6 protein-coding genes are annotated in these 21,802 nt (G+C 73.7%); all 6 read right to left on the minus strand.

The features are described from left to right. Positions 1 to 202 precede the first annotated feature (202 nt). A complete protein-coding gene (locus tag P3T34_RS07085; RefSeq protein ID WP_280665128.1) occupies positions 203 to 16,921 on the minus strand; it encodes a hypothetical protein in 16,719 nt (5,572 codons plus the stop codon). Then, complete coding sequence (locus P3T34_RS07090) at positions 16,918 to 17,292, minus strand: hypothetical protein (RefSeq protein ID WP_280665129.1); 375 nt, start codon at positions 17,290 to 17,292, stop codon at positions 16,918 to 16,920. Before P3T34_RS07090 ends, P3T34_RS07085 begins: the two co-directional genes overlap by 4 nt. 70 nt (positions 17,293 to 17,362) lie before the next feature. After that, on the minus strand, positions 17,363 to 17,800 hold the full coding sequence (locus P3T34_RS07095; RefSeq protein WP_280665130.1) for a YbaB/EbfC family nucleoid-associated protein: 438 nt from the start codon (positions 17,798 to 17,800) through the stop codon (positions 17,363 to 17,365). Positions 17,801 to 17,849: 49 nt separating this feature from the next. Then, entirely contained in the window at positions 17,850 to 20,723 is a 2,874-nt protein-coding gene (locus P3T34_RS07100) for a hypothetical protein (protein WP_280665131.1), read from the minus strand. A 166-nt stretch (positions 20,724 to 20,889) separates the two neighbouring features. Then, positions 20,890 to 21,447 carry a hypothetical protein gene (locus tag P3T34_RS07105; RefSeq protein WP_280665132.1) on the minus strand — a complete coding sequence of 186 codons (558 nt, stop codon included), beginning with the start codon at positions 21,445 to 21,447 and terminating at the stop codon, positions 20,890 to 20,892. 6 nt (positions 21,448 to 21,453) lie between these two features. Continuing rightward, the gene (locus P3T34_RS07110; RefSeq protein WP_280665133.1) at positions 21,454 to 21,741 is read right to left on the minus strand and encodes a hypothetical protein; all 288 of its coding nucleotides are present in this window, start codon (positions 21,739 to 21,741) and stop codon (positions 21,454 to 21,456) included. Between the last annotated feature and the right edge of the window lie 61 nt (positions 21,742 to 21,802).

Here is a 21,802-nt window from a genome sequence, read left to right on the forward strand (position 1 = left end):
CCCTTTCGGCCCTCCCGAGTGGGTGAACATCTTGTCGTACCGTAGCTGAACTCCGTTGGCGAGGTCGTTGACGGAGGCCAGGCCACGGCCGGGCGCCGCCAACTCGGCTGGGCTGCCGACCGACTGACGCAGTGGCCGGCGGCGAGGCGACCGCGGAGCGGGCGCCCGTCGCTGCTCCACGCAACGCCGGCAGGGCGCGGGGTCAGGCGGTGGGGTCCGGGGGCAGGGGGAGGTAGACGCGGATGGAGGCGCCCTCGGTGCTGCCTTCGGCGCCGTCGTGCTCCTCGTTCAGGGTGACTTCGATGGGAATGGCATCCGGGTTCAACGAGGTTGTGGTGCTTCCCTCTTGACGGTCGGCCAGCTCCAGGGCCAGTGCCTCGCGGACCGCTCTGGCGAGGGTGCGGCCCTGGCGGTCGCCGAGCACGAGGGAGCGGCCGAAGTGCGGCAGGCCGCCCTCCAGGACGACGGCGCGGCTGGAGACGGTGATCCGGGGCAGCGGGGCACCGGCGTCGTGCCGCTCCAGGCTGAGCGAGGCGATCCGCGCCGCCGCGCCCTGGACCGTGCCGCCCTGCACGTCCTCGATCTGCCGGCTGCCGCTCTGGAAGGAGGCGTCGAAGCTGAGCGCGGGGCGCGGTACGGACCCGGGCGGGCCGTACCGGTAGGGGCTGCGTCCGTCGTCCGACCGGCCGCCGTGGAAGCCGCGCTCGCTGCCGTCGTCGGAGTCCTCGCCGCCCACCTGCTCGCCGCCCGGGGCGGCCTTGCTGAACACGTACGTGCCGCCGTCGCCGCGGACGGCTGCGCCGGTCTCGCTCTCCGGGATGTCCACGGTGACCGGGATGACGCCGTGCTCCTGGACCTGGCGGTCGCCGTCCACGAAGGTGACGGTGACCCGGGCGTAGCCGGTGAAGCGGGCCATCGGTGTGTTGAACTTGCCGCTGGCGACGACCCTGCCCCCCTCCTCCAGCAGCGTGCCGCCGCGCCGGCGATACTGGTAGCCGCCGTTGACCAGGACCTGGGCCTCCGCCGAGTCGGCGGTGGCCTGGGCGCCGAGGCTGCCCTGGACGCCGGTGGTGGTCCACGTCAGGTGGGTGTGCCGCGAGACGCCGGAGACCTCGCCGGCCGGGCTGAGTTCGACCTTGCCGTCGCTGGCCTGGTACTCCAGGTTCAACAACTCGACCGAGGCCCGGATCTGGGCCTTGTTCACGAAGAGCCGGTGGCCGGCGACGGGGGTGGTGATGCCGTCGCCCCGGGTGGCCGGGCCGAGGCCGGCCGAGAGCCCGCTGTGGCCGAGGCTCTGCTGTGCCACGTCGCCGAGCCGGCGCCAGGTGCCCTTGCCGAAGAACTGGGGGCCGCGCGCCCGGATGATGTCGGAGATGCCGGAGGAGTCCGCGATCCAGCGGGTGACATCGACGTCGCGCAAGCCCTCGGTCCACACCCGCGCGGGTGGCACCCGGACCGGGACCGGCGCCGGGGCGGGCCCGCCGCCGAGCAGCCTGTCCCGCTCCTGGCGCTGGCGGAACTGGTCGATGCGGGCCTGCTGCGCGGCGTCGGGCCGGGCCTGGAAGGCCGGCGGCTCGTGCCGCTGCAGGTCGTGGGCCTCGGACTTCTGGAGGGTGGCGGTGAACCCGAAGTCCACGGAGGCCGCGCCGCGCCGGGGGGCGAAGGCGCGCCGGATGGACCGGACGGTGCTGCTGCGGTCGCCGTGGACGAGGCTGCGCACCTGGCGCTTGAAGACGTCGCCGACGCCGGGGGCGGGCGTGCCCGCGGGCCGGTTCTCGTAGCTGAAGGCGGTCCGGTCGGTGAGGACGGGGGCGCGCCGGCCGTTCGGCGGCGGCGGGGCGGCCGCGGTGTTGGCCCGCACCTGCGCCTTGAACCGCTCCGACATCGGCTCCAGCACGACGCGCTCGCTGTTGTGGCCGCTGAGCAGCGGCCGCCTGGTCATGGTGAGGACCAGCCGGGCGCGGCCTTCGGCGTTGACGGCGTCCTGCTTGCTCTTGGAGGTCATGCCGCTGGAGGCGGAGCCGATGGTGGTCTGGTGCCGGTCGTCGCCCCAGCCCCGGCTGACGCCGCCACCGCCGACGAGGGCGGCGCCGTCCGGCAGCGGGTTGGTGGTACCCAGGGCGTTGACGTTGACGACGTTGCCGGGGCTGCCGGCGCCGCCGTGGTCGTCATGCTCGGCGAAACTGCGCTGCCCGGCCGTGCCGGTGTTGAACTCGGTGGTGCCGGTGTCGCCGATGACCCGCAGCGTGCTGACCGAGGCGCTGATCCGGACTTCGCTGCGGCCGTGGCGCAGCACGATGTCGCCGCCGGACATGGCGGGCTTGAGCGAGGGGACCAGCCCGTCGTCGGCGATGTAGTCGGCGATCTTCTCGCGCATGCCCTCCCAGTCGCCGCCGAGGACCGACCGGCCCTGGTCGTCGATGCGGCGCAGGGTCTCGTCGATGCCGGCGCGGCCCCGGGTGGGAGCGGGCGGGGCGGGCGGGTTGGGGGCGTGGGCGGGGGCGTGGCCCTGAGCAGCGGCCGGAGCCGGGGCCGGCTGCCTGGCCTGCCGGGCGGCCAGGTCGGCCGGGTCCTCGTGGACCGGGAAGACGTCGGTGACGATGTCGGAGGAGCCGAGTCGGAAGCTCTGCGTGATGCGGTCGGGCACCGCCGTCCGGGGTGCCGGGTCCACCGCGCCGGGGACGCGGCCGTCGCGCTCGGGCACGGCCACCACCGCATGGTTCAGGGTCACCGGACCTGCGGCGCCGGGGGCGAAGGCGCGGTCGCCGTTGCGCAGGTTGAAGTCCACGTCGAAGTGGACCGGGCCGGTGAACAGGGCGGCGGGCTCAACGGTCTTGCCACGGCTGACCGTTGCGCCGGACCCGTCGGTGGTCATGCTCTGCGAGAAGTCGTAGAGCCGGTTGTAGGCGGCGTTGAGGGTGGCGTGCGGGAGCTTGAACTTGAACGGCAGGCCCAGGGTGTGGCGCACCCGGGTGTCGCGGACGATGCCAGCGGTGGAGCGCTGCTGACTGCCGAGCTCGAACTCGAAGCTCTTGACGCTCTCGGTGTGGTTCATCGCGCCCAGTCGCGCGCCGACCACGACGGTGCCCTTCCACCCGGCGGTGTCCACCTCGATCTCGATCCGGCCGCCGCGCGTGATCCGCGAGAGCTGACCCTTGAGCGCGAACGGGTCGAGCTTCTGCCGCAGTTGCTGGCGCAGGTCGTCGGGGAGCCGGGTGACGCCGAGACCGGTCCGCAGCTGCTGCTCGACCTGGTCGAACAGCCGGGTGTCCTGGGGGCCGAGGCTGTGCAGCACGTCGGAGGCGCCCATCGCGCCCCGGTCGGTGAACCGGCGCGGTGGTTGGAGCGGCTGCGCGAGCGCGGGACGGGTCTTGAACGGGACCCGCGCGGGGGCTGGAGCCGGGGCCGTGACCGGGACGGCGTGCCCGGCGGCGGCCGGTCCCGGGGCCGGGGCTGCCGGGGCTGCCGGGGCTGCCGGGGCTGCCGGGGCTGCCGGGGGGCGGAACTCGGCGGTGCCCGGCGCGGTCACCACGTGCTGGAGGGTGTCGCGGGAGTCCATGCTGAACTCCGCCTCCAGCGGCACCGACAGCGGCGCCCGCACCACGTCGTTGCGGGTGAACCGGACGTCGACGGTGACGTCGGAGTCGAAGAGCGCCTGCGGCTGCTGGTACTTGCCGTTGGCGTAGACCTTGCCGGCCGAGCCGGAGCGCCAGCCGACCCGGCTCCGGTGCTGGGCGGAGTAGCTGCCCTGGAGGTCGGCCAGATGCGGCTGCGCCGCCTCGTGGCCGCCGCCCGAGGCCGCTTCCGCACCGCCGGCGTTCGCGGGGCCCGCGGGGTCGGTGGCGCCGGTGGTGCTGGTGCCGCCGTGGTCGGCGGGGTGGCCGGTCTCGCCCCCCACGTGCGGCTGCATGTTGGCCTCGCCGCCGCCGACGGTGCCCAGCGCCCAAGTGCGGGAGAAGATCGTGCGATGCGCCTGGGAGGAGCCGGTCTCGGCGACCGCGTTCAGCTCGGCGGCCGCGTCCTCCCGCTTGAAGGCCATCCGGGTGACCCGGGCGGTGGCCGACACCTGGAGCCCGTGGCGCCCCAGCACCGCCTTCAACTCCGGTGTCTCCAGGCTGAGTCCACGCGTCATCGAGGTCAGGTGGGCGGAGACCAGGGTGTGGCCGAAGGTGTCGAGCACCTCCTCCCTGACGTCCTCCCAGATGTCCGCGTACTCGGTCCGGCCGATGGCGTCGATCTGCTGGCGCAGCCGCGCCACGCTGCCCAGGTCGCGCGTGGTCACCGTGTCCGGCAGACCGTGGCCCGCCTGCGGGTTGGCCGGGTCCGGGCCCCAGACCGTGTCCGGCGGCCGGGCCACCGTGTCGCCCGCGTTGAACGGGGTGAACCGCCGTGGCTGTGGCGGCGCTGCGGCGACGAACCGGTTGGGGTTCACCGCACCGGCGGCGGTCGGCGAGGCGGCCGGGGCAGGCCGGGCCTCCTGCTGCTCGACCAGGGTGGTGAAGTCCACCGCACTGGGGACGACCGCGTGGTCGAGCTCGGTGGTACCGCGCACCCGGCTGAGCCGCACCCGCAGAGCGCTCTCGCCGGTGAACACCGCGCCGGGAGTCTTCAGCTTGGTGGTGACGGTGACGTCCTGGCCGGAGCCGGAGATCTCGATCCGCTCCCGGCCGCGCTGCTGGGAGCCGCTGAAGCCGAGCATGCCGGGAATGAACCGGGTGACGTTGACCAGCATCGGCACCTGGCCCAGGTGGCCGCGCGTCGTCTGCTCGTGGCCCGAACGCACCACTCCGGTACCGACGTTGAACTCGGTGGTGCCGGTGTTGCGGACATGCTCCATGCTCTGCACCGACGCGCCGATCTCCACCACGGCCTTGGTCCGGCTGAAGAACCCGCCCGGGATCTCGATCCGCAGCGGCTGGCCCGACATCATCCCCTTGAGGTCCTGGTGCAGACCGCCGAGGTCCAGCTCCGCCCCCAGCTCGGGGCGCACCGTGGAGTGCCAGCGCCGGTTGCCGTAGAGCCGGACGCCCTCGGCGTCCAGATCGCGCAGCACCGACTCGACGCCCTTGCTGGTGATCGCACCGGCGCCGTCGCGGCGGGTGGCCGAGACGTCCAGGACGATGTCGGAACTGCCCAGGCGGTGGCTGTCCGCCACCCGCTGCGGCACCAGGAAGTGCGTGGCCGTCGGCGGGAGTGCCCCGTTCGCCCCCGGCCCCCGGGTCTCGCCGTGCGGCACCGCCACCGTGGTCACGATGTCCAGCTCGGGGCGGCGGTTCGCCATGGGCAGGTGCTGCCCGAGGCGGGTGACGTCGGAGAAGTCCAGGGTGAGGTGCATCCGCGTGCCGAACAGGGAGGCGGCCTCGGTGGTCTTGCCACGGGCGATGGTGCGGGCGCCGTCGTTGCGCTGCCCCAGCTTCAGGCGGTCGTGCACATAGCCGATCTGGGGGGTGTAGTTCGCCTTGCCCCAGCTGAACTTGGTGCTGAGGCCGGCCAGCCAGCGGTGTCGCCGCTCCTTGATCCGGCCGAGCACCAGCTGGTGCTCGGCGCCGCCCTCGAACTCCAGCTTGGGAGCGTCCGAGAGATAGAGCGAATCCTCCACCCGGACCTGCATCTTGAGCGTGCCGATGAAGCCGCCCGCCTTGAACGGGGCTTCCCAGGCGTCGCCGCGCGAGAGCGCGGACAGTCGGGGCTTGAGTGCGCCGCCGCCGAAGAACGCGTCCGCGATGGTCCGCCCCGCGTCGTGGTCGCCCAGGGCGTCGCCGACCGCCGCCTCGATCCGGCGGACGATCTGGCGGTCCCGACCGCGCAGGCTGACCACCAGGTCGGACGCGCCCAGCTGCTGCTTGTCGGCCATCCGGGCGGGCGGCCGGCGCCGGTCACCGGGCGGCACGGGGGTGCGGTCGGCGAAGGCGGGGTCGTAGAGCGGGTGGCCGGTCCAGTTCGGGTCGCGTGGCCGGGCCGGCGGGGCGGGCGGCTGGGCCGGTGCGTCGTGCCGGGGGCGACGGGGCGCGGTGAGGTCGGTGGGCGCGGGGTCGGTGGGCCTTGTCGTGATGGGTCTGGCGTTGATGGGCCGGGCATCGGTGGCGGTCGGGTCGTCAGCCGGGCGGCGGAGCGGGGCGGGCGGCGGAGTCGTGTCGTCGGCACCCTGTCGGCGCGGCGCGCTCCGGGTGAACCAGCCGGTGAAACGCGAACGCGACGCGGTGGGCCGGCGGCGCTGCTCGCTTGGGCGGGTCATCTCGATGCGGTCGGCCGGCTGCCGGGGGTTGCCCGGGTCGCGGGGCGGTTGCATACCGCCGAGCGCATCGGCGGCCTGGGCGTGCGTCGGACGCTGGGGCTGGGGCGGCTGGGGTGGCTGGGGCCGGGTCGGGTGCTCGTCGGCGTCGCTGCCGGTGGTGTCGACCCGGACGAGGGTGTCCCGGACAAGGGCGCTGTCGCGCGCCGGGTCGAGCGACGGGTCGCGGAGTTGGCGGCGCTGACCGAAGTAGTCGCCGATCCGGGCGTTGCGCGGCGGCGCCGGGTTGAACGGACGGCCGGTGGGGTCGCCCTCCCGCTGGAACGGTTCGGGGGCGTCGGCGTGCGCGGGGCGGATCGGCCGGTCCACGGGGAGCGTGGGAGGTCGCGGCGCGCTGCTGGACGCGGCATCGACCACGTGCTCCGGCAGGCGGCTCGGCTCGGGCGGCTCGGGAGTGTTCTCGACGGTCGGACGCGTCGGCGAGGAGGAGGCCGGATCCTCGTGGTGATCGGTCGAACCACTGCCGCTGCCCTCGGGGTCCAGCGCACGCGCAGCGCTGGAGAAGGTCGGCGTCGCCGGGTCCAGCACGGGCGTCGGGCGGGTCGGCAGCAGCGAGGCATCCTCGCCGTGCGCGTCGACCGGCGACGACGATTCGTCCAACTCGGAGCCATGCGACGGCGACCGATCCAACCGCGAGGGCTGCCTGTCCCCCACCGGATGCGGCGTAGGGGCCTGCGTCCCCGGGAGCGGCGCTCGTGGCGAGACGCCCTGCGCGGAGTTCCCCGCGCCGTGCTGCGGGGCGCCGCCCGTACGCGCGGGGTCCTCCGGCAGGACGGTCGGGGCGCTCGGCGCGGGCGGTGTCGCGTCAGGGACGGAGGAGGACTCGACGGGCGACGGCCGCTGGCCGTCGACCGCCTCGGTCGTCACCGCGGGCGTCACGACGCGGCGGTCCGCGTCACTCGGCAGCGACTCCTCGCGGACCGGCTCACGCGCGCCCGCGTCCGCTTCGGTGGTGAGGGGCGGCCGGGTCCGGGCGTTGCCCTCCTCGGAGGGGTGCCGCGGCACGGTCAACGCCTCGGAACTGTCCGGCCGCGCCACCACAGGCTGTGGTTCGACCGTCCGGACCACCGGGTGCTGCTCGGGGGTGAGCCCAGGGGTCGGCGTCACGGACGCGGAGTCGTGCGGCACCGCCGGGAGACGCGGCGGCTCGACGGTGCCCAGTACCGAGCCCAGGGGTCGGATCGCGGGCTCCTCGATCGAGTCGAGTCCCAGCGCGAGGATCTGGGCCCGCTCGGGTTCCCGCAGCGGCGCCGGGGTGGGGGCGGCGAGGCGCTGGGGTATGTCGGCTTCGGGCGGACGCACGGTCAGGGACGGCTGGGGCCGGGTCGTGTCGTCCCGGACCGGAGCGGGCGGCAGGTCGGCGGCGGAGCCGGCCGTGGTCGGGAGGACGGTCGGGTGGAGCGCGCCCTGAGGCTCCAGGACGTCGGCGTGCAGCGGCAGCGGCGGCGTGTGGTGCTCGCCCGGCAGCGGCCGGAGCTGCGGCAGCGGCTCGGTGGGGCGCATCGGCGCCTTCTCGGCCTGACGAGGGGTCAGTCGGGGAGTCGTGCCGTCCTGGCTGCCGTTCGCACCCAGGCCCGTGCCGAGGCCCGTGCCCCGTACCGGACGCTGCTGCTCTCCCCCGCCTGTCCTCGGCACCGTCGTGGGCGTTTCCCGGGGCGTCGTCCTCGGCGTCTGTGTGCGGGCCGAGCGGGACGTGGAGGACTCGGCGGCGGAGGAGGACCCCGCGTCGGAAGGGCGCAGGAACCGGTCGTAGCGGCGGGGCGTCCCGAGCGATCCGCCCCTGCCGTTGCCGAAGGAGCTGCCGAACAGGGTCCCGTCGTCCGGGTCCTCCTCCTCCAGGAAGGTCTCAAGTCTCCTGCTGCGCTGCCCTCCTGAGGATGCGGGGGAGGCCAGGGGACGCGGCCGCGTCCGCGTGGAGGGACCGCCGCCGTTCCGCCCGTTGACGTCGGCGGTGACGTCGGCGGGCCGCCCCCGGGGAACCACCGGCACCACCGGCGCCGGCGCCCTGCCGTCCCGCCGGTCGTCGGAGAAGAGCATGGTGTCGCCCGGGCCGCGCTGGGCCGTGCCGGTCTCGTTCTCGGGGATGTCGATGGTGACCGGGACGACACCGCGCTCCTGCACCTGGCGGCCGCCGTCCACGAAGGTGACGGTGACCTCGGCGTAACCGGTGAACCGGGCCATCGGCGTGTTGAACTTGCCGCTGGCGATGACGCGGCCGCCCTGCTCCAGCAGCGCACCCGCGCGCTTGCGGTGCTGGTAGCCGCCGGTCAGCAGTCCGGTGGCCTCGGCCGAGCCCGCGCTGCCCTCGGCGCCGATCTGCAGCTGGCCGCCGGAATTGTGCCAGCTCAGCGCGGTGTGGCGGGTGGTGCCGGAGACCTCGCCGGCCGGGCTCAGCTCGACGTTGCGGTCGGTGGACTGGTACTCGAGGTTCAACACCCGTACCGAGGCCCGGATCTGGGCCCGGTTGGTGAGCAGCCGCAGCCGCCCGGCGGTGGGCGTGGTGATGTCGTCGCCGCGCGTGGAGGCGTTGAAGCCGGCGGAGAGCCCGCTGTGGCCGAGGCCCTGTTGGGCGACCACGCCCAGCCGCCGCCAGGTGCCACCGCCGAAGAAGCGCGGGCCGCGCATCCGGATGATGTCGCCGATGCCGGAGGAGTCGCCGATCCAGCGGGTGACGTCCACGTCGCGCAGGCCCTCGGTCCACACCCGCTCCGGGGGCACCCGCACCGTCACCGGCGGGCCGGGCGGGTTGCTGCCGCCCGGCTGGCCCTGGAGCCGGGTGCGCTCCGCCTGTTCGAAGGCGTTGCGCTGTGCGGCCTCGGCCGCGGCGGGGCGGGCCACGAAGGCGGGGGGCTCGCCGGTCCGCAGCGGGCGGGCCTCGGACTCCAGCAGGGTGGCGTGGAAGCCCACTTCGAGGGAGGCCTGGGCGCGCCGGGGCGCGACCAGGCGGCGCAGGGTGCGGATGGTGTGGCTGCGGTCGCCGTAGACGACGCTGCGCACGCTCTGGGCGAAGGCGTGCGGCACACCGCCGAGCGAGCGCGGGGGCAGCGGGCGACCGCCCTCGATGCTGAAGACCGGCGCGTGCACCTCCGCCGGATTCCCGTGAGCCGCTGGCTTGTTGTAGACCCGGTTGGGGTCGGCAGGGTCGGTGACCCGCCGCCGGAAGTCGGCGGAGGCCGGCTCCGGCACGATCCGCTCGCTGTGCCCGAGCCGGATCAGCGGCCTGCGGGTCATGGTGAAGACCAGCCGGGCCTCGCCCTGCGCGCTCACCGCGGGGTTCTTGCTCTTGGAGGTCATACCGGTCGAGGCGGAGCCGACGGACGCCAGGTGCTCGTCGTGGCCCCAGGAGTGCACCACGGCGCCGCCGGCCAGGACGGAGGTGCCGTCGGGGAACGGGTTGGAGGTGCCCAGGATGCCGGCGTTGACCACGTTGCCCGGGCTGCCGGAGCCGCCGTGGTCGTCGTGCTCGGCGAAGGTGCGCTGGGTGCCGGTGCCGGTGTTGAACTCGGTCGTGCCGGTCTTGCCGGTCACCTCCAGCCTGCTGACGTCGGAGCTGATCCGGATCTCGCTGCGCCCGTGGCGCAGCACGATCTCGCCGCCGGACATGGCGGGCTTGAGAGCGGGCACAAGCCCGTCGCTCTGGATCAGGTCGACGATCTTCTGGCGCATGCCCGCCCAGTCGCCGCCCAGGGTGGCCCGGCCGGTGGTGTTCAGCCGGTCGACCGACCGCTCGACGACCTCGCGGTTACGACCCACCGGGACGGGCGGCGCCGCGCCGGCGCCGCCGCCACCGGCGTGGGCGGCGCCGGGCGCCGGGGCGTGGGGGGCGGGCTGGAGCAGGTGCACGTCGGTGACGATGTCGGAGGAGCCGAGCCGGTGGCTCTGCCGGATCCGGTCCGGCACGGCGGTGCCGGGGGCGGGTGCGACCGCGGCGGGGTCGGGGGCGTCGCGCAGCGGCACGGCCACCACGGTGTCGGGCAGGGTGACCGGGAACTGGTGGTCGAAGCGTTGCAGGTGATGGCTCAGATTGACGTCGACGCTGAAGTCGGCCGGGCCGGTGAAGAGACCGGCCTCCTCAACCGTCTTGCCCCGGCTGACCGTTGAGCCCGAACCCTCGGTGGTCATACTGTCCGAGAAGTCGTAGAGCCGGTTGTAGGAGAGGTTGACGGTGGTGTGCGGCAGCTTGAACTTGAGCGGGATGCCGACGATGTGCCGGACCCGCTGGTCGCGCACGATGCCCACGGTGGAGCGCTGCTGGCTGCCGAGCTCGAACTCGAACTTGTCGACGTTCTCGGTGTGCGTCATGCGGCCCATCCGGGCCCCCACCGAGATGCTGCCCGACCAGCCGCCGGCGTCCACCTTGACGACGATCCGGCCGCCGCGGGTGAGCCGGGAGAGCTGGCCCTTCAGCGCGAACGGGTCGAGCTGTTCCCGCAGTTGCTGGTGCAGCTCGTCCGGCAGGGGGTTTCCGAGCCGGGTCCGCAACTGCTGCTCGACCTGGTCGAGCAGCCGGGTGTCCTGCGGGCCGAGGCTGTGCAGCACGTCGGAGGCGCCCATCGCGCCCCGGTCGGCGATCCGGGGCGGGGGGTCGTGCGGGGTCGCCGGGGCGGGGCGGGGCAGGAACGGGGCGGGCGGCGCCGGGGGGTGGGCCGCCGGCCCGGCCGCGGCGGGCTGCGGCCGGGTGAACACCGCCTCTCCGTGGGCGTCCGCCTGGGCGGCGTTGGTATCCCGGGCGTCCATGCTGAACTCGGCGTTCAGCGGCTCCGTGTGCTCCCGGACCGGGTCGCCCTGCCGGCTGAACCGGAGGTCGATCTCCACCCGGGAGTTGAACAGGGCCTGCGGCTGGCCGTACTTGCCGTTCGCGTAGACCTTGCCGGCCTGGCCGGACCGCCAGCCGATCCGGGTACGGCGCTGCTGGGCGTAGCTGCCCTGGATGTCCAGTGCCTCGGCGGTCTCCATCTGCGGGGCCGTCTCGGTGTGACCTCCGCCGGCGTCCTGGCCGGCGCCGGTCTCACCCGAACCGGACTGGCCCGAACCGTCCTTGGCCATGACCTGGTGCAGCACCGCCTCGCCGCCGCCGACCCCGCCACCGGCCCAGGTGCGGGAGAAGATGGTGCGGTCGGCCTCGGCCGTGCCGGTCTCGGCGACCGCGTTCAGCTCGGCCTTGGTGTCCAGCCGCTTGTACTCCATCTCGACCATGCGCGCCGTGGCCGACACGTGCAGCCCGTGCCGCAGCAGCGTCTCCCCCAACTTCCCTGTCTCCAGGGGCAGTCCACGGGTCATCGAGGGCAGGTGGGCGGAGACCATGGCGTGGCCGAAGGTGTCGATGACCTCCTCGCGGACGTCCTCCCACACGTCGGGGAAGTGCTGGCGGCCGATGGTGTCCAGCCGGTCGTGGAGGGCGGAGACATCGGCCAGGTCGCGGGTGGTCACCGTGTCGCGCAGGCCGTAGGGGACGGCCGGCGGGTGGTGCGCGTCCGGGCCGCCCCAGACCGAGTGCGGGGGCTGCGCGACCGGGTCGCCCGGGTTCCGGGTCAGCCGGGGCATCGGGGTCCTGACCCCGGTGGCGGTGAAGCGGGTCGGATCGGGCCCGCCGTGCGGCGCCGGCTGCACCTCGTGCGCCTCGCTCTGCTCGACCAGCGCGGTGAAGTCCACCTCGGCGGTGGCGCCGCCGACCCGGTCCTCGTGCAGGTTCTCCACCCGCACGAAGTGGAAGTCGAGTCCGCTGGTCCCGCTGAAGACCGCGCCGGGGGCCTTGAGCTTGGTGGTCACCGTGACGTCGTGGGAGGAACCGCCGATCTCCACCCGCTCCCGGCCGCGCTGCTGGGAGCCGGTGAAACCGAACATGCCCGGCAGGTACTTCATCACGTTGCCGACCACCGGGATCTGCCCCAGATGGCCCCGGTGCACCTGGCGGCGCTGCGAACGGGAAACGCCGGTGCCGACGTTGAACTCGGTGGTGCCGGTGTTGCGCCGGTGCTCCATGGTCTGGACGTGCGCGCCCACCTCGACCACCGCCTTGGTCCAGCCGAGGAAGTTGGCCGGCACCTCGATCCGCAGCCGGTCGCCCGCCATCATCCCCTTGAGGTCCTGGTGCAGCCCGCCCAGGTCGATCTGGGACTTCAGCTCCGGGCGCACCGTGTTCTGCCAGAAGTCGTTCCCGAAGACCCGCCGCCCCTCGGTGTCCAGCTGGTGCAGCACCGCGTCGACGCCCTTGATCTCCTGATGGGTCGTCGGGTGGGTCTGCCTGGCCGACACGTCCAACACGATGTCCGAGCCGCCCAGCCGCTGCGTGTTCACGACCCGGTCCGGCGGGGCGAAGAGCCGGTCCGGGACGGGCGCCGCACCGTGCCGGTCCCCGGTCTCCAGGCGCGGCACGGCCACGGTCGCCGAGATGTCCACCGGCACCCGGTGGTTCCCCGGCAGGTGCTTCAGCTCGCCCAGCCGGGTGACGTCCGAGAAGTCCAGCTCCAGACGGAAGTTGGCGCCGAAGAGCGAGCCCTCCTCGGTGGTCTTGCCACGGGCGATGGTGCGGGCCCCGTCACCGCGCAGCTTGGTGTTGAGCCGGTCGTAGACGTAGCCGACCTGGGGGGTGAAGTCGCCGTTCTTCCACTTGAACTTGCCGGAGAGGTTGGCGAGGTAGCGGTTGCGCCGCTCGCGAGTGCGGCCCACGGTCATGTGCTGCTCGGCGCCGCCCTCGAACTCCACCGGCTTCGTCGTCTCGGCCAGGTAGAGCGTCTCGTCCACGCGGACGCGCATCTTGAGCTTGCCGGACCACGGCCCCGCCTTGAACGGTGCCTCCCACGCGTCGCCCCGGGAGAGAGCCGAGAGCCGGGGCTTGAGCGCCGACCCGCCGAAGAACGCGTCCGCGATGGTCCGGCCGGCCGCGTCGTCGCCGAAGGTGGCGCCGACGTGCCTCTCGATCTGCCGGACGATGTCCCGGTCCCGGCCGTGCAGGCTGACCACCAGGTCGGATGCGCCGAGCTGCTGATGGGTCGCGATCCGCGTGGGCGGCCGGCGCTCGGCGTCCGGCGCGGGACGCCTGGCCGGGGCGAAGGCCGGGTCGTGGAGTCGGTGGCCGTCCCAGTTGGGGTCGGGCACATGGCGGACGGGGGCACGACGGACAGGCGCGGGGGTGCGGGGGTCGTGGGTGGTGGGCGTGCCGTGGGTGGTGGGCGTGCGGGTGTCGGACGGGTCGGCGGGACGGCGGGTGGCCGCGCTGCTGGACTCGGCGCGGCTGGACTGCCCCGTCTGCTCCGTACGGGCCGGGCGCTTCCAGCGGAAGAGCGAGCGGCCGTTCCCGGAGCTCTCCGTATCCACCCTCGTGCGGCCGGGCCGGGGCGGCGTCAGCTCCATCGAGTCGCCCGGCACCTGAGGACGCCCGCCGCGTGGCGGGCGCGGCGCGGCCAGCGCGGCGGCGGCGTCCTCGCGGCTCGGCGTGGCCGAGGGGTCGGCCTGACGCGGTTGCCGGACCGGGGTGGTTCCGTCCACCACATGCGAGCCCCTGCCGGACGGCGGCTCCACCGCCGGCGTCGTCCGGGACGGCTCGGGCGTGACGGCGGCCGGGTCGTCCACCCGGGTGACCGACGCGGACGACTCCGCACCACGGTCAGGAACCACCACCTGCTCCCGGGCAGGGGCGTGCGACGGCACCACAGTCGCCTGATCATCGACACGGGAGACCGATGGCACCACCTGCTCCTGAGCAGGCGTGTGCGACGGCACCTCCGCGGGCTCCACCTCCGGCACCACCGGGGGCGGCTCCTCGGCGCGCGGAAGCGAGGCCAAGGGCTCGGGGCTGTGCTCCTGCACGGGAGTGTGCGGCTCGCTGGGTGGGAGGGGGATGCGGGTGGGGTCGGAGACGGGGTCGACCCAGGTGTGCTGACGCTGGACCACCGCGGCCTGCTCACGGGCCTGCTGCCACGCCGGATCGTCCTGCGCACTCAATGGACGCGGCTGCGGGGCGGCGCCGGCCTGGCTCCCCTCCGCCTGCTGCGTGACATCCGTCGACTCCCCGTCACCGTCGACCTCGCCGCCCCGCCCCGGCTGCGGCCCCCGCGGAGAAACCCCACCCACACCCACCGAACCCGCGCCGACCGCACCCCCCGGAGCGTCGTCACCACCCACCAACGCACCCAGCAACGCGAGATGACGACCACGCAACCCCGACTGCGCCAACCCCCCGACCGCAGGCTGACGGAAATCACCCAACAGACTCCCCGGCACATGCGCACGCTGCGGACCCGACACATCCCGATACTCGTCCCGCAGACCCAACTGATGCGCGATCTCATGCGCATACGCCTCAGGCTCCGCCCCCACCTCCCACGAGTGCTGATCCATCCCCGCACCACGCGCCACCAGATCCACCGTCAGATCCGGCGCATCCCCCGGCCCCACCCGCTCCACCGTCACATGCAACCGCTCACCACCAGGCAACACATGCCCAGGATCATTGAAGAACTCCCGCACCCCGTGCCCCACCCGCGACCACGTCGCATCCCCGTCCAACGAACCACCCCCACCACGCAACGCCACCCGCACCGACAGATCAACGAACCGCTGCCCACCCACCTCGAACCGACGCACCGAGAACCCCGACCGCACCACAAACCGCGGCGACCGATCCAACCGCGGCGGGGGCACCTCGCCGGGACCGCGCGGCGGATCCAGCGGACGCGGGACCTGGCCCTCCCCCTGACCCGCATGCGCAGCCGCCGCGGCAGCGCCCTGCTGTCCGTCCGTCGTCCTCCCGCTGCCCGACGGGGTGTCAGGACGGCCGCCCACGGCCCCCGCTTCCCCCGACTCGGTGGTGGGCACAGGGCGGGCGGGGGTCTCCGTGTGCACACCTGTGGCGGGGGTGTCCGTCGAGGTGGTGACGGGGCGCGGCGCGCGGGGCGAGACGCCCTGGGGAGACGCCTGCGCCGCACCTGGCTGCTGGGTGACGCTTCCGTTTCCCGTCCGCGTGGGCGTGGGGGCCGTGGACTCGGCGGGGGCCGGACGCTGCTCGCCCGCACCGGTGGAAGTCGTGCCCGTGGCGATGCCCCGCCCCGAAGTGCTGGGCAGCGGTGCCTCGTTGACCGGCGCCCTGTTGACCGGCGTCTCGTTGACCGGCGCCCTGTTGACCGGCGTCTCGTTGACCGGCGTCTCGTTGACCGGCGTCTCGTTGACCGGCTCCCGCACGCCCGCGCCGGCCTCGGTGCTGACGCGCGGCGCACCCGCGTTCTCGGTCTGCTCAGCGCCGCCGGCCTCCTGCCGGACACCGGTGCCGCTCTCGGTGGTGACCCGCTGACCGACGCCCTGCTGTCCCAGGCCTTCCTCGCCCGTGCGCACCGTGCTGGTCGGCAGGTCGACCGTCGTCCGGCCGGGCTGCCCGACCGTGACGGTGCCCTGCTCGCCGCTGGTCACCGACCGCACAGTGCCGGTGGAGCCCTCGACCGGGCGGCCCGGAGCATGCTCCGACGCCGTTTCCTCTTCAGTGCCCCTGCCGCTGCCACTGCCACTGCCCTCGGTAACCAGGTGGACCTGCCCGTTGCCGGTCCCCACAGTGGTCGGAGCGGTCTGTCCCAAGCCGCGACCGGCCCCCTTCGTCGCCGTGCCGTTCGTCGCCGTGCCGTTCGTCGCCGTGCCGTTCGTCGCCGTGCCGTGCTGCTCGGCGCTGTGCTGCCCTGTGACCTCCGGCCCGGTCTCGTGCTCCAGGCCGGGCAGTCCCTTCTCGCCGAAGCCCTCCTCCCCTGGCAGGCCCGACTTCAGGTCCGAGGTGAGGTCCAGGTTCAGGTCGGGCATGGACGGGAGCTTGATGTCCCCGTCGATGTGCTCGTGCTCCTCGCCCCCGCCGAAACGGCGGCGGCCACCGCCCCCGCCCATCGCGCCGATGATGCTGGAGCTGAGCGTCGCGCCCCAGTCGCCCTCGCCGCCGAAGATCCCGTCCATGGTGGCCGTGCTGACCACGCCGGTGACCGCGCCGATGGTGCCCTTGCCGATGAGCGAGCCGGTGAACTTCGGCGCGAAAGCACCGCCCACGCCGTGCAGGATGCCGCCGATGCCGCCGGAGATGGCGCCGCTCTCCACCGCCGAGAGGGTGAGCGAGGCGTCCCACTTGGTGCGGTCCCCCTTGAGGAACTGGATGGTCTGGATGGCCACGTCCATGCCGACCATGAAGCCGACGCCCATGACCACGGACTGGAGCAGCCGTTTCAGGATCATCTGCACGATCAGCCGGGCCGCGGTGATCGCGGCCGGCACCGCCTCCGGGGCCCAGAACGCGAGCTGAACCAACTCGTATGCCAGCCAGACCAGTTGGGCCAGAATCATGTACTTGGAGTACTCCAGCTGCACGCCGGTGTTGTGGCCGAGCTCGCCCATCTGGCCGGCCGCGTCGGCCATGTCGGGCAGGCTGGACTGGAGCTGCGTGGTGAAGTCGTGGAACTGGTCCGCCACCTGCCCCCCGATGCTGTTGAGCACGCCGCTGGTGGCGGGGTCGATGGTCGCGCTGAGGTTCACCAGCTGCCGGGCGGCGTCGTTCCATGCCGCGCCCAGCGCGATCATCTTGTCCTCGTCGCCCTTGGGCCATGCCTGGCCGACGGCCAGACGGGCCACCCAGCCCAGCTCGGGGGGCAGGTCGATACTCACAGGTGCTCGTGCTCCGTCCTCGATCCACCGGTCGGGACATCCGGCTGGTCGGGGGTGTGCAGCTGGCGGGCGGCGGCGATGTTCTCCTCCTCCAGCTGGGTGAAGCGCAGCGCCATGGTCTGGATACCGTCCGCGGTGCTGTCCAGCACCTGGCCGACGCCGCTGATGCCCTCCAGCAGCTCGTGGTGCGGGTTGTCGTACTGGTTCCAGAACTCCTGGCCGCTGGCGTCGTCGCCCCAGGGCTCGCCCAGCGCGGAGAGGCGGGCCTCCAGGTTGCTGCCCACCGAGCGGATGTGCTCCGCCAGCTGCCGCACGTACGGCAGCTGCCGGTGCAGCCCGTCGGTGTCGACCGAGAATCGTCCGTTGTCCATAGCCGTCCCCATTCCTCTCCTGTGGTCCTCCGATCGACCCGCCGCCGGGACGGGTCGGGTCGACGCCGGCTCAGCCCGGGCGGCGCAGGCCCTCCGACCGGCCGTTCTCGATGTACTCACGCACCTGGTCGGGCATGCCCGGCTGCTCGGGCAGCAGTGCGGTGGGGTCCACCCGGCCCTGGATCAGGTCGGCGACGCCGACCCCGGACGGCAGGTTCAGTTCGGTCAGCTCGGCCACCTGCTCCAGGGCCTTGGCCCTGGCCTGGGAGAGGGCGGCGAGCAGAGCCTCGGAGAGCTCCTTCGGGGCCATCCGGCGCCAGGCCCCGGTGGGGAACTCGATCGCGGTGACCTCGCCCTGGGCGGTCACCGTGGCCTTGACGCTCTGCCGGGGCGCGAGGCCGACACCGGTCACCTCGTTGATCTGCCGCCGGGTCTCGGCGGCCGCCTCGCGCTGGCGCTGGTAGAGGGCCAGCAGGTCCTCGATCTCCTGGTCGTACGGGGTGCTCATGCCGGTCCTTCCGTTCCGATGGGGCTCGCGGGGGTGGTCGCACGGGGGCTCAGAGGACCGCCGCCGAGTCGATGTCGCCCCAGGTGTCACCGTCCTGGACCAGCAGGTCCGCGATGCTGCGGCGCTGCGGCTGCTCCCCCGGCTCCTCCTCGGTCTCCTCCTCCGGGTCCTCCTCGGGGACCTCGTCGGTGGAGCGGGCGGAGAGCGCACCGGTCGCGGCGATCGCGGCGGCCGTCAGACCACCCGGCGCGGGGGTCCGGTCCGGACGCCAGGTGGTCCAGGTGGGGCCCTCCTCCTGCTCCTCCTCGGCGTCCCCGGCAGGGGCGACGGCGGCTTGGGCGCCCCAGGTGCCGTCCTCGGCGGTGGCGTAGCCGGAGGAGAGCACATCGCGCTCCTCGTCGGGGCCGACCAGTCCCCAGAGCAGCGGCACCAGGGTGTCGCCGCCGACGTCCCAGGCGGCGACCTCCTCCCCGGCGCCGGAGCCGGGCCCACCGGCCAGAGCGGCGGGCACGGGCTCACCGGCCAGAGCGGCGGGATCGACCTCCGCCTGCGTCAACGCGGTGGCCCCGGACGGAGGTTCGGCCGCTGCGGGCTCCTCCCCCCAGGCCACGGCCTCACCGGCGAGGGCCGGCGGCACTGCGGCCACCGGGTCGTCGTGCCGGTGCTGGTGCTGCCGGGCAGCCAGGGCCGCGGCCTCCGCCAGCAGCACGGCCTCGGCCACGGCGGCCTCGGCGCCCAGCTCCAGGCCGCCGGCTCCGGCCGCCGCGCCCTGCGGGGAGCCGGCCTCGCCGGTGGCGGCCGGCGCGCCCTCCCATGGCTCGCCCTCGCCCTCCAGCAGGCCGGAGGCGTCGCTGCGCTCGTTGTTCTGCCCCTGACCCTGACCTGCGCCACCACCCATACCCGGCATGTAGGGCATGCCATCCTCGCCCGCACCCGCACCCGCACCCGCACCGGCGGCTGACCAGCCGTCATCAGGCAGTGCGGCAGCGGTTGCCGGGTCCTCGGAGAGCTGCTCACCTGCGGGCAGCGCGGTGAACGGGTCCGTGCCCAGGCCGTGCAGACCGGGGCCGCCGGCCGCCGCGCCGAGCAGCGTGCCGGCCTCCTCCCCCGCCTCGGGCAGGCCGGACCAGGGCTCGGAGTCGCCGCTGAGCAGGCCGGAGGCGTCGCTGCGCTCGTTGTTCTGCCCCTGGCCCTGACCCGCGCCACCACCCATACCCGGCATGTACGGCATGCCCTCACCCGCACCACCGGCGCCCAGGCTCTCACCCGAACCGGGAGCCCCGAGAGCGCCGACGCCGTTCCCGGCTCCGAGCTCGCCGAGGCCTCCGATCCCGTCGCCCAGGCCGTCCAGGCCCGGGCCGCCGGTCAGTGCGCCGAGCGGCGAACCCGCCTCCCCGCCGCCCACGTCGGTGGAGCCGGACCAGGGCTTGGCGTCGCCGCTGAGCAGGCCGGAGGCGTCGCTGCGCTCGTTGTTCTGCCCCTGGCCCTGACCCGCGCCACCACCCATACCCGGCATGTACGGCATGCCCTCACCCGCACCACCGGCGCCCAGGCTCTCACCCGAACCGGGAGCCCCGAGACCGCCGACGCCGTCACCGAGCCCGGAGCCGAGCCCGTCGCCCAGGCCGGAGCCGAGGCCCGTCCCTTCGGGGAGTCCGGACTCGGTGGAGAGGCCGCCCGGGAAGGACGCGGGGGCGCCGAGCCCGCCGACGCCGCCGGTGCCCAGTTCGCCGGGGAAGGACTCGCCCGCGCCGCTGGTCAGCGGGTTGGTCAACTCGCCTTCGCCGACCTGACCGGCCCCCTTGGTGGAGGTGCTGATCGGGAAGGGGCTCGGCGTGAAGCCGTCCAGCGGCAGCCCACCGGTGCCGGTGCCCACGCCGGTGCCGCCGGGGAACGTCGACGGATCACCCAGACCGCCCAGCCCGCCGGTGCCCGTACCACCGGGGAACGCCGACGGATCACCCAGGCCGCCCAGCCCGCCGGTGCCCGTACCACCGGGGAACGCCGACGGATCGCCCAGGCCCCCCGCGGGGTTGAGCGCGGCATCCATCTGGGCGGGGTCCGCGCCGCCGAAGGGCAGGCCGGAGCCGTTGCCCGTGGACAGGTCGCCGGGGAAGGGGGAGAGGGCGGGCTCCTGGCCGGACTGAAGGGCGCTCATGTCGGCAGGCTGCAGGCCGGAGTCGCTGATGCCCGGGTCGGGAAGGGGGGCCGGGGTGGTGTCCGGGAGGTTGGCCGGGTTGTTGTCGCCCGGCGAGGTGATCGGCTGCGGCGAGCGCACCGAGTCGATGGTGACCTGGTACTCCCCTGCCAGGCTCTTGAGCACGGCCCGCATGTCGTTGGTCATCATCGTCACCAGCTGGGGCTTCTGGCTGATCGGGATCAGCCCGTTGCTCATCGGGTGGACGCCCATCAGGATCGCCTGGTTGGCATACCAGTTGTCGATCTCGACGATCTTGTTCTTGGCGTTCAGCAGGTTCACCGCGTTGTCGGCGAGCTGCTGCGGGATGGAGTGGGTGCCGGTGGCGCCGCCGGAGAGCACGTCGGCGGTGGCCTTCACCTGCCGGGAGAAGGTGGTCATCATGTTCATGAACGAGTCGGCCGCGTCGCCCTTCCACGGCCCGTCGGGCCCGGCCAGCGCCTTGGCCTGGGCGGCCAGGCTGTCCGCGATCTCGGAGAGGGTGACCTGCACGGCGTAGAAGGCGCTGGCTGCCTTGTTCAGCGAGTTCGGGTCGGAGACCGAGAGGGCGTGCGACTGGTTGCCGGAGTCGTCCACGCCTGCGGACATGCCGTTGATGGCGGCCTCGATCTGCTTCCAGTCCCAGGTGTCGTAGTCGGAGACCGACCCCGGATCGGAGCCCGGATCGCCGAAGACCGCGCCGTCACCGCCCTGGTTGAAGCCGTTGCCGCTGTAGTCGTCAGCCATGGTTCCCTCGTCTCCCCTCCGTGTCGGCCGCCAGCGGACCGCCTGCCGCCCTGTTCTGTTCTGTTCTGTTCTGTTCCGTCTGTGCTGGGCTGTGCTGTGCGGCGGCCGGGGCCTGCCTCCCGGTGCTGACACCTGGCGGGGTGCCGGCACCGGGAGGCTCGGGCTCTCAGCTACCGGGGCCGGGGCCGGGGCCGCTCGTCGTCCCCGAGCCGCCACCGTCGGTGATGAGCGAGGTGAAGTCGGCCTGGGAGAGGTTCATCGCGGTCGCGAGGTCGGTCGCCGTCATGTGGCTGGCGTCCTCGACGGTCGTGTACGTGTGGCTCAACTGCTTGATCCCGTCCCGCAGATCGGCCAGCCCCTGGCCGAGGTCGGCGAGCACCAGCAGGTACTTGGCCTTGAGCCCGTCGTCACCGTTCGCGCCGTTGACGTCGACCCGGATCTTGTTGGCGTGGTAAAACGCGCCCGGCGCGATGCTCACCTCGCCCAGCGTGGTCGAGGCCGTCTTCGTGGGCGTGATCAGCAGGTCGATGTTGCCCGCGAAGACGTCCAGCGCCGAGGTGTTGACCGTGGTACCGGAGCCGCTGCCGTCGTGGCCGGGCACCGGCGGCACGGCGAACGGGTCCGGGTTGTCGAAGGTCCCCTGACCAGGCGTCAGAGTGGTCCCACCGTTGTACTGCTGGGCTTGGTGGGCGGGGGGTTGCGGCTGGTTCCGCGTGGCCGGCATCGCGGATCAGCCCCAGAGCTGAACGCCCTGGCGTTCCCCGTTGGAGTAGTACTCGTTGATGTTGCCGAGCATCTGGGTGGCGGCGGCGGCCTTGGCGGTCATGTCCGCTGCTGCGGTGTCCCACTGGAGCTTGACCTGGGCGTAGGTCTCCTGGGCGTCGCTGGTCCACTCGGCCAGGTTGACCTTCGACTGGTTGTCGAGGTCGGCCAGGGTCTGGTTGATCTTCTGGGTGATGGAGTTCATCTCGCCGACGATGAAGTCGACCTGCTCCATCTGGACGGTGTAGGTGGCCATGGCACGGGCTCCTGGTGGTGAGAGGGGCGGAGGTCTGTCAGTTCCGGTACGGCAGAGCGGA

The organism is Kitasatospora sp. MAP12-44 (genome assembly GCF_029892095.1).
Lineage (GTDB): Bacteria > Actinomycetota > Actinomycetes > Streptomycetales > Streptomycetaceae > Kitasatospora.